The following is a 14,085-nucleotide window of genomic DNA, read 5'->3' as shown; positions in this document are numbered from 1 at the left end:
CCCTCATGCCTCGTATCAGGCTGCGCCCGAAGCCCCCGTCTCGGGATCGTGCCCGGATGGACTGGAGAAGCCGCCGATAACGCATCCCTTGATCTTCAGGAAGTCCTTGAAGAACCGAGAGTGAACACCTGAACCCATCGGCTTACCCTGTGGCTGCTGGACTGCCAACTCAGCGTATTCGCCGACTTCTTCGGCGCTCCAGTGCTTCGTGTCCATGGCGACGGTGCGGAGAATCCGCTTCACCTCAAGGGGCATCAGGTTCCACTGCTCGGGAGTGAAGGTCGCTACAACCTCCAGGCGGCTTTCGTTAGGCTCTACGGCATCGCAGTTCCAGAAGCCGCACGCGCCGAACCACCCCGTTCCCTTCATCGAAAGGAAGAATTCCGCGAACTCATCTGGAGCCAGGGCGCTGCAGAGCCCATCGTCTTTTGCAAAGCCGTTCGTGATCTCCTGGAAAAGATCCCAGTTCGAACCAGTGACTCCATAAAACCCTACATCTCCTTCGCCCTCATTCTTAACCCAGTTCCATCGCCAAGAGACGGTTCGCTGTGCCCCAAGGACCGCAAGGCTGTGAGCTTCAATGTAGGCTCGGAACACGGATTCCATCAGCTCAAGCAACCTCTGATGTGCCTTCCTGTCCGTCCCCCGAAAGGTGTAGACGAACTGAATGTGCGGATGAGGTCCATACTTCTTACCCATCCCCGTTGTGCATTCGATTGCAAAGAACCCTCCAGCAATCGCTTGGCTTACTCCTGGCATCATATGGAATTTCTTGTGGGCTCCTTTGAGAAGCGCTACCAGCTCGGCAATGCTGTCGCCTTTCCCATGCCCACAAGTGAACATCCCAAAGTAGGTGGTGGTGTTCTCCAATTGCCCCGACTGCTTTAGCTCCTGGAACCGCGCATAGAGGCGGTCTTGCTCAGCCTCTACAAGGTCCCCGTTGCAAAAGGGGCAGACTGAGACCCCGCACTTGTTGATCCCATCAATAGTGCCGACCTCCCTCCCATAGCTGTTCTTCCATCGCAGGGCTCTTACCTGTGCTGTAGCGAGCGAACCGCATCGTCGGATGATCGCTAGAGCCTCTGCCTGATTGGGGTCGGAGGACTCGATTTCCAAGTCCACGATCAGGCGCTCAGCCTGAAGGTGAATATCGAATTGGTCCCTGACTGCTTTCCTTCGGGTCTTCTTCTTGTAGCTCAAGACCTAACTCCAGTTGATGACCCTTCCGAAGGCGGATGGTCATGGTAGTGGTTGTTGCCCACGGCGATGCCTCACCGCATCACCCTTGTGAGCAGCGTTGTGCAATCAGCCGATCCAGTGGGCTGTTTGCTCGATTGATCTTAAATGCAGCAGTAGCCTGGCTTCTGATCTGTGTGAAATTCACACAAAATCAATGTTTAGCGACTGCTTCCTGCTGAGGATTACCGTTGAGAATGCTTGCAGCGGCTTGCAATTTCATTCCCCCTAGAACCCTTGTTCCTCCCTTCCTTATTGCTTACCACCAGCCTTCAACTCATGACCCTCATGCAGTGGATGCGTCTAGTCGCTAGTCGCTTGTTGCGGATGGGAGATTGAAGGTAGTTTTGAAGCCGCCTCCTCGCTCCTGCTAGCGCCCGCTCGTCGCTCAGGTGGTAAGTAGTGTTCGAGGTCAGATGTGTATGAGTCGATACACTTATAGCCCCGAGAGGAGTTCCGCATCGTTTTACTGCGCTAGGCGGTTTGCCGATACCTAGCTCAAAGCGGAGTCCCACGCCTTACCGGCGTCCAACGCTCTCCCTGTGGTTAGCCTTTCGACACCCACAAGTTTCGGGTCTGATTCCCTCAATCGTTTGCTCCTTGACTCTCCGAGGTCCCGATCAGGTGCTAGCCGCCGGGAGGGATGAGAAGTCCCCTCAGTTTGCTGCTGTCTCCTCAGCGTGCTGCCTCTTTACCTATTACCACCGTCTCTTTTCACCTGGGAATCGCGTGGACAACCAAGCTGCATGGGCAGTGGGGTAGGCTTACTACTATGTGCGTTCAAAGATAAAACCAATCATTTCAATACCACCCTCACTGGGCTCCGCTAGGGCAATCTACGCCTCATTTTCGAAGCACTTTTGCGCCCGAAAACGGCGTTGGAGCTACCCCTGGTGCGCTGGGACACGCCGGAAGGCTAATTTCGTAACGAATGGATGCTTGATTTGATCGAATAGCCTACTTTGCAAAGTTGGATATTCGTCATGAATGAATCAAGTTTTCTGAACGATTGCGGCAACGGACGCGAGCCGTTCAATGTATGGGACGACATGACTGGGTATGCAGCGATCAGCAGCCCATCCCCTCAAACGAGTTGCCGGAATCGTTTCGCCCATCACGATGGACAGCGCCTGACTCAATCGATAGTCGCTTCCGAAGTGGTCCTTGCGGCACTTCTGAAGGCACTCAACCAGCGCCTCCTGGTCAGGCGGTGGTGGCATCCCCATGGCGCTTCTAAGTAGGGCTTCCACCACTTCACCCTTCTCCATCCCCTCTTCCCTGCACCTGACTTCTAACGCTTCGATGAGGGGTTTGGACAGTCTGAAGGTCTGCTGCTCTTTTCCGTGAATGCGTGGGCGTCCCATTTCATGTCTCCGCGAAGCCGATCCCTCATGATCTCGTGTCTGAGATGAAGGCGCATTGGTATTGATTCCGCGTGACCTCGGAATCAATGCAGAGTGCCCCCTGTCCTACAGAATTCAGAAGACAACAGCGGCAAACACCCGCCCCATGCAGGTTTGCGGGTGATGGCATCTCTTCCACATCCTTCCCGTCACCCCGGATTACATTCGTGCGACTGGGATACTAGAAGTGTCTTCGACCTTGCGGGGTGGAGATGGCTGAAGGGTGGTAATCCAACACAGGGGCTTAGAAGGCTCCATGTAGGACTTCAGAAGAGAGAGGCAGGGGTAGCGGTCCATTGGGACTGCGGCGGATGCTCTGTGCCTTGAGTGAGAAATGGGGCTGAAAAGTGGGCTGCATCCCCGTTACGGCGGGTCGCTCCCGTCACCAAGGGACCCCGCTGTGGTCAGTCAGGAGAGCATCAATGAACGCAAAACGGATCAGACAACACCTTCGAGCCATCGGCTACTGCCGTGTCAGCACCACGGATCAGGCTGACTTCGGCGTGAGCCTGGATGCACAGACGGAGAAGATCCGTGGATGGTGCCTCGCAAACACCTATGAACTGGTGGAAGTCCTGGTGGATCGTGGGCTCAGTGGTGGGCGTTGCGATAACCGTCCTGCGCTTCAGGAAGCCCTCAAGGCTGTAAGCCGTGGTGACTCGCTCGTTGTCTACAGCCTGAGCCGCCTTGCACGCTCTACAAGGGACACGCTGATGATTGCGGAGACCTTGGAGCGGAAGGGCGCGGATCTGGTGTCCCTATCTGAGCGGATCGACACCACTTCCAGCACGGGGAAGATGGTCTTTCGGATGCTGGCGGTCCTGAGTGAGTTCGAGCGGGATGTCATCTCCGAGCGCACTTCCATGGCGATGGCGCACATGAAGTCATCGGGTAGATATACAGGCGGCTTTGAGCCCTACGGCTTCCGATGTGTGGATGGCTTGCTCCAGGTGGTGCCTGAGGAGATGCAGACGGTGAGCCTCATCCACCAACTCAGGAAGGAAGGTGTATCCCTTCGCGCCATAGGCAAACGGCTATCCGAAAGTGGCATCACCACGCGCACGGGGAAGGCGTTCCTGCCCGTCCAGATCGCTCGAATTCTCAAGGGAGGTAATCCCTGCATGGATGCCAGCACAGACATCCCCACGAGCCTTACTGACCCCTCTACGGCTGAAGGAGAAGCCCATGCCGCGCACGACTGAAGCCCCCATCTCCTTACAGGCAGAAGGACAGACCCTTCTAAGGCAAGTCGTGGAGTACTACCACGAGACCCTGAAGACCTCACCTGAAGCCATGGACTACCTGAAAGCCCGTGGCATCCACCATCCAGAGGCTATTGAGCGCTTCCGCCTCGGCTACGCCAATCGGTCTCTTGGGCTGACCTTGCCCGTCAAGCAACTCAAGGCGGGGGCTGAGATTCGCGGGCGGCTGGCTGAGGTCGGGCTTTACCGTGAAAGCGGGCATGAGCATTTCAATGGCAGCCTCGTGATTCCGATCCTCGATGAGGCGGGGAAGGTGGTCCAGGTCTATGGGCGGAAGCTCTTGGACAACCTGCGGAAGGGGACTCCGCTGCATACCTACCTGCCTGGACCTCATCGCGGGGTGTGGAACCTAGACGGGCTCAAAGGCGCTGAGGAAGTGATCCTGGCGAAGTCCGTCATGGATGCTCTGACCTACTGGTGTGCGGGGTATCGCCATGTCACCGCCGCCTATGGCGTGGACGGATTCACCGAAGACCACCTGAGGGCGTTCCAGCGGCATGGAACCCAGCGGGTGCTGATCGCGTATGAGTCGGATGAGGCAGGGGAGCAAGCCGCTCTGAAGGTGGCAGCCCAGCTTTCAGTCCATGGCATCGCCTGCCATCGCATCCGGTTTCCCGAGGGCATGGACGCCAATTCTCTTGCCCTGAAGACTCCTCCAGCGGCTCAAGCCTTGGGGAAGGTCATTCGTGCCGCAGAGGAGATGGATTGCCCTAGTTCAGGCACTCAAGCGGTTCCCCGGTTTCCCTCCCAGGCGTATTCCCACCCTTCTTCCCAGGAAACCAGGAAGCCGGATTCCCGGGAAACCATCAAACCAGGAACCAAGGCACCCACTCACTCGCCCACCCAGGCACCCGCCCAGGCGACTACCCAGGCGACCACAATTGCACCCACCCAGCCCCCCAAGCCAACCACGCCTCACGCGGCTTATACCCCTGGTGATGACCTCCCCCACGAGATCCAAGGTCAGGACTTGCTGCTGCCCATGTCGGGTCGAACCTATCGCGTCCGGGGCTGGCAGAAGGCGCTCAATCCCGAGTTCCTCAAGGTCAACCTCATGGTCTCCATGGAAGACCGCTTCCACATTGATTCCCTGGATCTCTACCACGCCAAGGCTCGAACCGCCTTCATCCGGCAGGCAAGCTCGGAGCTGGGAGCCAGTGAGGATGCCCTGAAACTGGAGCTGGGGAAGGTGCTTCGGAAGGTGGAGGGGATGCAGGCTGACCTTCTCGCGGAAGCCCTGCGAAAGAAGGATCAGCGCCCTGAAGTCAGCGAGGAGGAGCGGGCGGAAGCTCTATCCCTTCTGAAATCGCCAGACCTCATGCGCCGGGTGCTGCATGACTTTGAAGCCTTGGGCGTGGTGGGCGAGGAGTCGAACAAGCTCACGGGCTATCTGGCGGCAGTGTCTCGGCTTCTGGATCGTCCTTTAGCCCTGCTCATTCAATCCGCGAGTGCTGCCGGTAAAACGAGCCTGATGGATGCCGTGCTCGACTTCATGCCCGATGAGGATCTGGTTCGGTATTCCGCCATGAGCGGGCAGTCCATCTTCTACATGGGAGACCGCAATCTGACCCATAAGGTGCTGGCAATTGCGGAAGAGGAAGGGGCGAGACAAGCCAGCTATGCCCTGAAACTCCTCCAGTCCGAAGGTAGGGTCACCATGGCTTCCACCGGCAAGAACGCCACCACGGGGATGCTGGAGACCCACGACTACACGGTAGAGGGTCCGGTGATGCTGTTCCTGACCACCACGGCGGCTGAACTGGATGAGGAACTATTGAACCGTTGCCTTGTCCTGACTGTGGATGAGAGCCGGGAGCAGACACGAGCCATTCACGGAAGCCAGCGCTCCAGAGAGACCCTGGAAGGGCTTCTGGCAAAGACAAGCAGGGATAGCCTCATCGCCCTTCATCGCAACGCACAAAGGCTCCTGGAGCCCCTGGCGGTCGTGAACCCCTACGCCGATCAACTGAGCTTCAGGGACGATCAGACCCGATCTAGGCGGGATCATGTGAAGTATCTGACCCTCATCCGGTCCATCGCCCTGCTGCATCAGTTCCAGCGCGAAGTCAGAACCCTCACCCATCAGGGCAAACCCCTTCGCTACATCGAGGTCACCCCCGAAGACATCGCCCTGGCGAATGACCTTGCTCAGGAGGTGCTGGGGAGAACCCTGGATGAGCTGCTGCCGCAGACCCGGAAGCTCCTGGGGCTGCTGTATGGATGGGTTCAGGGTGAATGTGGGCGGCTCTCCCTTCCTCAGGCTGACTTCCGCTTCACCCGCAGGCAGATCCGTGAGTCCCTCGGATGGGGAGACACCCAGCTCAAGGTTCATCTGGCGCGGTTGGTCGAGATGGAATTGCTGCTGATTCATCGAGGCAGGCAGGGAAAGAGCTATGCCTATGAGCTGGTGTTTGAGGGAGAGGACGCGGACGGGCGGGCGAAGCTCCTGGGTCTGATTGATTGCGGGCGGATTCAGGCGGTCACTGGTCGGGGTGTGGTCGGGGATCAGTCGGGGGATGGTCAGGGTGCGGCTGAGGTGAAGAAAGCCAGTTCTGACGGGCATCTAGTTGGTTTTTCCTTCGCTGAGGCTGAAAAGGCACCTCATGGGGTCTCCCTCGCGGAACCGTCAAATCTCGCCGGGGTGGTTCGATGAAGGCTCATGGAGGAAGGAAGTCGGTTCTGCCTCCCCTCAGCGGCATGGATGACCCAGACAGCCTCTACCACCACATGCAGCGCTACCTGACGCACATGGGCGTGAAGGGGCAGTCTCCGCATTCGGTGTCCTCCAGCAAGGCGGGGCTCATCCGGTTCATCCGCTGGTGTGAGGAACGCAGCCTGACCAAGCCCAGCCAGATTGACCGTGCCCTGGTGGAGCGATTTCAGCGCTTCCTCTTCCATCACCGCAAGAAGAACGGAGAGCCCCTGACCGCCCGGAGTCAGCAATTCCTACTGATCCCCTTGAGGCAGTGGTTCAGTTGGCTTGTGAAGCAGGGGGTGCTGGAGCATAGCCCCGCCGCTGAGCTTGAGCTGCCCAAGGTGGCGCGGCGGCTTCCGAAAGCCATCCTCACCGCCAAGGAAACGGAAGCCGTTCTAGCCGTGCCTGACATCAGGACAGCCGTAGGGCTCAGAGACCGGGCAATCCTGGAGACCTTCTACAGCACGGGCATCCGGCGCATGGAGATGACCAAGCTGTCCATCTCGGATGTAGACCGGGAGCGGGGAACGCTCTTCATCCGGGAGGGCAAGGGGAAGAAGGATCGAATGATCCCCATCGGGGAAAGGGCGCTGGCGTGGATCGCAGCCTATCGGGACCGTGCCCGTCCTGAGCTGCTGGGAGACAAGCCCGATGACGGAACCCTCTTCCTGAACAACCTCGGGAATCCTCTCAAGCCGTTCCACCTGACCATGCTCGTGAAGAAGCATGTCACCAAGGCAGCCATCGGGAAGGATGGTGCCTGCCATCTGTTCCGGCACACGATGGCAACGCTGATGCTGGAGAACGGGGCAGACATCCGCTACATCCAGGACATGCTGGGTCATGCCAGCTTGGAGACAACCCAGGTCTATACGAAGGTCAGCATCCGGGCGTTGAAAGCCATCCACACTGCGACCCATCCGGGGAGGATGCCCGTAGCTGGCAAACACTCTCTTGACGGAGAGGAGCTAGAGCCAGGAGCGGGCAGAACCTAATGCCTTAGGGGGGGGGGTCTCAGCCCCTGCACCCAGGACTACCGGGATAACCAGCGACAACCCAGGAAGACAGATATACGGGAATACAAGGGGCGCTTGGCGTAAGTTTATTTATTGCAGATGATGTGAAAAATGTATTACACGATTTCGTGCATTTGACTTGTTTCACTTGCCGAAATCCATACATTTCAAAAGGGCAAGATGCATGGGCAAGTTCAGGGAGTCGCCAGGAATAATAATCTAGGTCATTGAATTACAACACTTGCGACACGAGCATTGTGGTGGGGCTCAACATGGGATTTGCGCGACCCGTGCGGCTCAGACCTCCAAGCTTTGAGCCATGAGCCCCCTTTCTGGAGAACCTATGAATGTGAAGCAGAGGGCAGCACGGCGAAACAAGATGGAAGACAGGGCTGCTCAGTATCGTGAGGAGCTTTGGTCCGAGGTCAACGAGGAGGATCTATGGCACCGGACGGAGCATGGTTGGGTTGTCTCCCCCAGGACAATGCCTCTCATCATCAACATCATCGATGCGATGACGAAGGAGGCTTCTGCAGGCTACACATTCTTTTGCTTGTGGTCCCGGAGCCTTGCAGAACAGGTGGTAGAGATCTCCACACCTTTAGAGCTGGCTACTGAAGCCGGGTTTTCTGGCGGCAGGAGCGTGTATACCTGGCGGAAACGGATGAAGTCACTGGAAGAGTTGGGATTCATTAAGTGCAGCAAAGGAACCCATGACTACCAGTTCGTGTTGTTGCTCAACCCCCATCGGGTAATCAAGAAGCTGAAGGCGAGAATTCAGAAGGAGAATCCGAGCCTCTACGCTCAAATCCTGAAGCGGGGTATGGAAATGGGGTCGAAAGACTTCTTGAAGGATGAAAAGGACGAGAAGGACAAGAAGGGCACGGGGGCAAAAAAGAAGGGGAATTGAATTTTCGAGCAGACCCCTCAAGCCGTTGTGCAATGTCGTTCAGAGTCAGAAGTGAAGGTCATTCAAAAACTAGATATTTAGATTCACGCAGTAAGTCTTAGCCCAGATCAACTCATTAACAACCTCAATTCTCCAAGGGAGTCAAAGATGACGAAGAACAATAAACAGTCCGGGGCGAAGGTCACTCACCAAGCCGCCAAGACTCTTTCCGATCCCAACGCCTCAGCGACTGCAAAGTCACTTGCTGCCTCTGTTGTTTCTCAGGCGCACACCGGCAAGGAAACCGGAAAGGAGATGGAAGCCAAGGCTTCTAAGGTGCTCCAGAGTGACAAATTTAGTGATGCCACCAAGTCCCTTGCTGGTTCTGTCCTGTCTCAGTCAAACAAGAAGCGATAGCTACAAGCGCCAATTCTGTTCAGGCTCTCCTGCCATCTGAGCCCGCATGAGGGGAGATGGTTGAGGTGAGCAAACCCTTGGAAGTCGCACCTCAGGGGGTCTCTTCGTAGGACTTCGGTCTAGATCATTGAAAATCCATGCGGCATCGATGAATCAGGGCTATTCGCGTAGATAGCCAGTTGATGCCATACATGCAGGCTCGTTTCTACGCGCCGCAATACGGCAGGTTCCTAAGCCCCGACCCAGCACGGGACCAGCATTTTGAAGAGACGCAGAGCTGGAATATTTATAGCTACTGCCAGAACAACCCGGTGATGAAGATTGACCCGACTGGAATGGCACCAGACCCCGTTCCTACTGATAATCCGATCACCGAGCATGCATTTAGAAACGAAGCCGATAAGGCTGCTTCGAAAGCCCAAAAGGACGCGCAAACTAAAAAAGAAGATCTAGGAAATAATATAAAATTTGAAAAAACAGGTATCCGCAATGAAAACAAGGTAAAAGCTGCAGTTAAAAAAGCTATGAATACAAAAGTTGTGGAGAAAGCACATAATCGCGGCCAAAAAGCACAGAATGGTCGCCCGTTAATTGTAAGAGCCACTGATAAAACTGGTGATAGAGCTGCATACTGGGATCCAAAGGACAACAGCGTGAACATTAACCCAAATGGAACATTCTATTTGATGACTGCTAACGGCCCAGCAGCTACGCCTTTAGATGTTGTTGCAGCTCACGAAATCGGACATGAAGATGGAACACGAGATGTTGGAGGTCCAAATCTAATGGATAATGTTAACAAAACAGAAAATCCTTATAGGCAAGTAATGGGGATAAAACCGCGCACTTCTTATAAAGGGGGTGGTTTTGTTTCAGAAGCCTCAGCAACTGTCGTTGTAACAGCTCAATAAAGGATGGTTATGTTGAATGTTCATCAGCTTAAAAAAATATTATTAATATGGGCGATACCTTTAACTCTGCAAGCAGGAGAGGCGACTATGAAAATATGGTATCTGCCTTTTAGAATTGAAACTATTACTGCCGTGATGATGGAAAATATGGAAAAGTGTGGAGCTGACATGATTGTCATAAGCGACACTAGAGATATAAATAGAATCGAATCGATCTTAAGGGAATCTAAAAATAATAACAAAATCATTTTTAATGAGGGTCGAGTTCGGGCAAAAATTATCTATAACTCTGTTGTGTATTATATTGATTCTGAAGGTAATTTTTTAAGTTCAGAGTTTTCTCATGGGAAGGTGGATAAATTAAAATTTGAAAAAATAATAGAAAAATATGAACGATAATAAGGCTTTCTACTAGCCGCAATTCTTGCTTTTCAAAGCTTCATCCAGGTTGTTGATGCAAGCAAAGCCCACAGCGATGGTGGGCTTTGCTTTGTGTGTTGTAGAGACCTCCTACCGTTCGGCGACCCATAGCCTCAAGGCTGAACAGCCCTGTTGGCGACGACACCTAGCAATGTATGGGTGTTGACTGCATTGTAAAAGGCAACAAATTGATCTGGGTTGGTCTTAAGGCTACCAAGGTCAGGGGCATGGTCTACCTCGACCAAGCAGGCTTCGGCTTGAGCCTGGAGGCACAGGAGGAACGCATCCCGGACTGGTGCCTGAGGGAGCCTTAACGGCTATTTGTCGACATGCAGAGTTCAAGGAATTGGACTGGTCACAAAATGTGACTGGTCCAATTGTGTGATTAATAGTTGTTTATGCAGAGGTGGATCTATTGGGTGATGTTGGATATTTGCATAACGTAATGGAGAGTCGCATCCATTACTGATCATTCGCAAAGAATCTTGGATCCGACACTTGCGGAAGGCGATGATCCGTTCCGCCGTCTTCTGCCCGATGCGAGGCAGCTGCATGAGCTCGGTCACGCCGGCGCTGTTCAAATTGATGGGGCGCTGGGGAGCCCGGGTGGTGCCCGCGGGAGCCGCGGCGAGGGGGAGGGCCAGGGCGAGCGCCAAGGCCATGGTGGTGAAGGGGTTGGACATGGTTGCCTCCTTTCAGGCAAACCAATCCAATCGAGAGTTGTGCCGATTTGTAAGTTCTATTATGGTTTGTCTTATAATTTTAATAAATAAAAATAAGTCATAATTAAGTGACAAAATTTTCAAAATTTATAATAATTATAATTATTTTAATAATTAAAAAATGTAATTTAATTTTAAATTATTTATTAAACATGACAGATATGTGAACTTGAAAAATCCCGCCTTCGAATCCCTGTCGGAACCGATTAATCTGATGGCGTCCGAGGAGCGCTGCAGGACCCGGCAGATGGGCTGTTTGGGATCTCAGGCTCGGGCGCATCGACCAGGAACGGCGCTCACCTCAACCCTGAATCGGGTCGATGAGGTGGCTCCCCATCCGTCGCCCGGCCCTTCGAGGAGGTCCCATGACCGTTGCCGCCACCGACTTCATTGTCGCCGATCTGTCCCTTGCCGCCTGGGGCCGCAAGGAGATCGCCATCGCCGAGGGCGAGATGCCCGCCCTCATGGCCATCCGCCAGCAGTACGCCGCGAAGCAGCCCCTCAAGGGCGCGCGCATCGCGGGCTCGCTGCACATGACCATCCAGACCGCCGTGCTCATCGAGACGCTGAAAGCGCTTGGCGCGGAAGTCCGCTGGGCCAGCTGCAACATCTTCAGCACCCAGGATCATGCCGCCGCCGCCATCGCCGCGGGCGGCACGCCGGTCTTCGCCATCAAGGGTGAGACCCTGCCGGACTACTGGGATTACACGCACCGCATCTTCGATTTCGAAAGCGGCGCCAACATGATCCTCGACGATGGCGGCGACGCCACCCTGCTGCTGCACCTGGGCGCCCGGGCCGAGCAGGACATCCACGTGCTCGATCATCCCGACAGCGAGGAGGCCACCGTGCTCTTCGCATCCATCAAGAAGCGCCTGGCCGCACAGCCGAACTGGTACTCCACCCAGCTGGCCAAGATCCAGGGCGTGACGGAAGAGACCACCACCGGCGTGCACCGTCTGTATGAGATGGCCAAGAAGGGTGAGCTGAAATTCCCCGCCATCAACGTCAACGACAGCGTCACCAAGAGCAAGTTCGACAACCTCTACGGCTGCCGCGAGTCCTTGGTGGACGCCATCAAGCGCGCCACCGACGTGATGGTGGCCGGCAAGATCGCCGTCGTCTGCGGCTACGGCGACGTGGGCAAGGGCAGCGCCCAGGCGTTACGAGCTTTGTCCGCTCAGGTGTGGGTCACGGAGATCGATCCCATCTGCGCGCTGCAGGCAGCGATGGAAGGCTACCGCGTGGTGACCATGGACGAAGCCTGCGACAAGGCCGACATCTTCGTCACCTGCACGGGCAACTTTCACGTCATCACGCACGACCACATGACGCGCATGAAGCACAACGCCATCGTGTGCAACATCGGCCACTTCGATAGCGAGATCGACGTCGCGAGCCTCGAGAAGTACCAGTGGGAAGAGATCAAGCCCCAGGTGGACCACATCATCTTCCCCGCCTCCGCCAAATATCCTGGGGGCAACCGCATCATCCTCCTGGCCAAGGGCCGCCTCGTGAACCTGGGCTGCGGCACGGGCCATCCGAGCTACGTGATGTCCTCATCGTTCGCCAATCAGACCTTGGCCCAGATCGAGCTGTGGACCAAGAAGGGCGAATACCAGGTCGGCGTCTACACGCTACCCAAGCACCTCGACGAGCAGGTGGCGCGGCTGCAGCTGCAGACCCTCAACGCCAAGCTCACGGCCCTTCGCCCCGACCAGGCCAAGTACATTGGCGTACCGGTGGAAGGGCCCTACAAGGCCGACCACTACCGCTACTAAAAACCCATCATGTCTTGAAGGCAGGGCGCCGCGAGGCGCCCTGCTTGTATCTGGGCGGGCATTGACCTCAGGATGGGGGCATCTTCGAGGGCCCCATGGCCGAATCACGCACGACCTTGAACACCCTGATCCTCCTCGCGGGCGTGGCTCTCGCAGGCGCGGGCGGTGCGGGCCTTGTGCTGTGGATGCAGGGGCGCAGGGCCGCGCCTCCGCCGCAGGCCCCTGTGGCGGTCCCGGCGCCCATGGCCAGCGAGCCGGTCCCCGGACCCGCCCCTGTCGCCAACTTGGCTTCGGCCCCATCGACCGAAGACATCCTCGCCAAGGCCATGCCCGCCGTGGTGGTGGTGGAGACTTCGGCGGGTCGGGGCAGCGCCTTCTTCATCAGCCGGGATCGCCTCCTCACTAACCATCACGTCATCGCCGGCCAGAGCTACGTGAAGCTGCGGCTCTCCGACAACAGCCTGCTGGATGCGCGGATTCTCGCCACCTCTCCGGACTACGACCTCGCCGTGCTGGGCCTCATGGCCTCGGGTGCCGCACCGGCTGCCGACCGCTCCTTCCTCGAGCTCGGCACCGTTCAGGAGGTTCGTCAGGGGCAGGAGGTGCTCGCCATCGGCACGCCCCTCGGCGTCTTCCAGAACACCGCGACCCGCGGCATCGTCAGCAGCCTGCGGCAGCTGGACAAGGTCGTCGTGCTGCAGACCGACACCGCCCTCAATCCCGGTAACAGCGGCGGCCCCCTCCTCAATCGCGCAGGCCGGGTGGTGGGCATCAACACCATGGGATTCCGAGGCAGTCAGGGCCTGAACTTCGCCGTGGCCATCGACCATGCCAAGGCGCTGCTGGAAGGCCGCCCCCTGCAGCTGGCCTTCGTGGCGCCGGCCTCGAACGAGGAAACGACGGGCCTTTGGAAGGGGAAGGGCCCGAGCGAATCCGACCAGACACGGGAGGAGGGCACGCGGCGCTACGCGGCTCAGGTGGCCGCGCTCGCCCGCTCCGCCGATCAGATGGAAGGGGCCTTCGCCCGCTTCCTCACCTACTACTGGGACGGGAAGGTGGTGGGCACCTTCGATCGGAATTTCTATGCGCTGTGGGAGAAGGGGGCTCTCCAAGGCATCCCGGTGAAGGGACACGAATCCAAACTGACCGACCTGCGCCAGGCCCTGGAGAATCTGCGCAGCCGCTCGCGGGACATCGAGGACGAGGCCCGGCGCGCCGATGTCTTCCCCGGCACACGCCGCGACCTCCGCCAGCGCTACCACCTGGACGACCGTGGCTGGGAGTGAACGGCCAGGCCGCCTTTTGTATGATCATGGGTTCGGAGGACAAGGCC

Annotated in this window: 12 protein-coding genes and 1 riboswitch; of the genes, 9 read left to right on the top strand and 3 right to left on the bottom strand. The window is 56.8% G+C overall.

Features of this window, described 5'->3' with window-relative positions:
• Positions 1–15: 15 nt before the first annotated feature.
• Together QSJ34_RS17335 and QSJ34_RS17330 are read right to left on the bottom strand one after the other, a co-directional pair.
• Positions 16–1,200 (bottom strand): hypothetical protein, encoded by a 1,185-nt coding sequence (locus QSJ34_RS17335; protein ID WP_285577696.1) that lies wholly within the window; start codon positions 1,198–1,200, stop codon positions 16–18.
• Positions 1,201–2,228: 1,028 nt separating this feature from the next.
• Complete coding sequence (locus QSJ34_RS17330; protein ID WP_285577695.1) at positions 2,229–2,600, bottom strand: hypothetical protein; 372 nt, start codon at positions 2,598–2,600, stop codon at positions 2,229–2,231.
• Positions 2,601–3,061: 461 nt separating this feature from the next.
• On the opposite strand from QSJ34_RS17330, the gene QSJ34_RS17325 reads away from it, so the two are divergent.
• From QSJ34_RS17325 to QSJ34_RS17295, 7 genes are all read left to right on the top strand, one after another.
• Positions 3,062–3,841 (top strand): recombinase family protein, encoded by a 780-nt coding sequence (locus tag QSJ34_RS17325; RefSeq protein WP_285577693.1) that lies wholly within the window; start codon positions 3,062–3,064, stop codon positions 3,839–3,841.
• On the top strand, positions 3,825–6,554 hold the full coding sequence (locus tag QSJ34_RS17320) for a toprim domain-containing protein (RefSeq protein ID WP_285577691.1): 2,730 nt from the start codon (positions 3,825–3,827) through the stop codon (positions 6,552–6,554). Before QSJ34_RS17325 ends, QSJ34_RS17320 begins: the two co-directional genes overlap by 17 nt.
• Positions 6,551–7,591: a site-specific tyrosine recombinase XerC gene (gene xerC / locus QSJ34_RS17315; protein WP_285577688.1), complete on the top strand. Its 1,041-nt coding sequence runs from the start codon at positions 6,551–6,553 to the stop codon at positions 7,589–7,591. Before QSJ34_RS17320 ends, xerC begins: the two co-directional genes overlap by 4 nt.
• A gap of 364 nt (positions 7,592–7,955) precedes the next feature.
• Positions 7,956–8,522 (top strand): hypothetical protein, encoded by a 567-nt coding sequence (locus tag QSJ34_RS17310; RefSeq protein WP_285577686.1) that lies wholly within the window; start codon positions 7,956–7,958, stop codon positions 8,520–8,522.
• Between the two features lie 147 nt (positions 8,523–8,669).
• Complete coding sequence (locus tag QSJ34_RS17305) at positions 8,670–8,918, top strand: hypothetical protein (protein ID WP_285577685.1); 249 nt, start codon at positions 8,670–8,672, stop codon at positions 8,916–8,918.
• A 191-nt stretch (positions 8,919–9,109) separates the two neighbouring features.
• The gene (locus QSJ34_RS17300; protein ID WP_285577684.1) at positions 9,110–9,829 is read left to right on the top strand and encodes an RHS repeat-associated core domain-containing protein; all 720 of its coding nucleotides are present in this window, start codon (positions 9,110–9,112) and stop codon (positions 9,827–9,829) included.
• 9 nt (positions 9,830–9,838) lie between these two features.
• Positions 9,839–10,228, top strand: coding sequence for a hypothetical protein (locus QSJ34_RS17295; RefSeq protein ID WP_285577682.1), 390 nt, complete (start codon positions 9,839–9,841; stop codon positions 10,226–10,228).
• A gap of 359 nt (positions 10,229–10,587) precedes the next feature.
• Here the strand turns inward: QSJ34_RS17295 and QSJ34_RS17290 are convergent, their stop codons facing one another.
• Positions 10,588–10,932: a ComEA family DNA-binding protein gene (locus QSJ34_RS17290; RefSeq protein ID WP_285577681.1), complete on the bottom strand. Its 345-nt coding sequence runs from the start codon at positions 10,930–10,932 to the stop codon at positions 10,588–10,590.
• 256 nt (positions 10,933–11,188) lie between these two features.
• Positions 11,189–11,276: riboswitch (S-adenosyl-L-homocysteine riboswitch) on the top strand.
• Positions 11,277–11,336: 60 nt separating this feature from the next.
• Here QSJ34_RS17290 and ahcY point away from each other — a divergent pair.
• Together ahcY and QSJ34_RS17280 are read left to right on the top strand one after the other, a co-directional pair.
• Positions 11,337–12,752, top strand: a complete 1,416-nt coding sequence (ahcY, locus tag QSJ34_RS17285) for an adenosylhomocysteinase (RefSeq protein WP_285577678.1) — start codon at positions 11,337–11,339, stop codon at positions 12,750–12,752.
• Between the two features lie 95 nt (positions 12,753–12,847).
• Positions 12,848–14,038, top strand: coding sequence for a S1C family serine protease (locus tag QSJ34_RS17280; protein ID WP_285577675.1), 1,191 nt, complete (start codon positions 12,848–12,850; stop codon positions 14,036–14,038).
• Positions 14,039–14,085 lie beyond the last annotated feature (47 nt).

This window comes from Geothrix limicola, from assembly GCF_030268085.1.
In the GTDB taxonomy this organism is placed as follows: Bacteria; Acidobacteriota; Holophagae; order Holophagales; family Holophagaceae; genus Geothrix; species Geothrix limicola.
Note: the sequence above shows the minus strand (reverse complement) of the source record. Positions and strands in the feature narration are given on the sequence as shown.

Coding starts and splice junctions, on each gene's coding strand:
- QSJ34_RS17295 (WP_285577682.1), top strand. CDS start 9,839: ATGTTGAATGTTCATCAGCTTAAAAAAATATTATTAATATGGGCGATA.
- QSJ34_RS17310 (WP_285577686.1), top strand. CDS start 7,956: ATGAATGTGAAGCAGAGGGCAGCACGGCGAAACAAGATGGAAGACAGG.
- QSJ34_RS17330 (WP_285577695.1), bottom strand. CDS start 2,600: ATGGGACGCCCACGCATTCACGGAAAAGAGCAGCAGACCTTCAGACTG.
- QSJ34_RS17320 (WP_285577691.1), top strand. CDS start 3,825: ATGCCGCGCACGACTGAAGCCCCCATCTCCTTACAGGCAGAAGGACAG.
- QSJ34_RS17300 (WP_285577684.1), top strand. CDS start 9,110: ATGCAGGCTCGTTTCTACGCGCCGCAATACGGCAGGTTCCTAAGCCCC.
- QSJ34_RS17325 (WP_285577693.1), top strand. CDS start 3,062: ATGAACGCAAAACGGATCAGACAACACCTTCGAGCCATCGGCTACTGC.
- ahcY (WP_285577678.1), top strand. CDS start 11,337: ATGACCGTTGCCGCCACCGACTTCATTGTCGCCGATCTGTCCCTTGCC.
- xerC (WP_285577688.1), top strand. CDS start 6,551: ATGAAGGCTCATGGAGGAAGGAAGTCGGTTCTGCCTCCCCTCAGCGGC.
- QSJ34_RS17305 (WP_285577685.1), top strand. CDS start 8,670: ATGACGAAGAACAATAAACAGTCCGGGGCGAAGGTCACTCACCAAGCC.
- QSJ34_RS17290 (WP_285577681.1), bottom strand. CDS start 10,932: ATGTCCAACCCCTTCACCACCATGGCCTTGGCGCTCGCCCTGGCCCTC.
- QSJ34_RS17280 (WP_285577675.1), top strand. CDS start 12,848: ATGGCCGAATCACGCACGACCTTGAACACCCTGATCCTCCTCGCGGGC.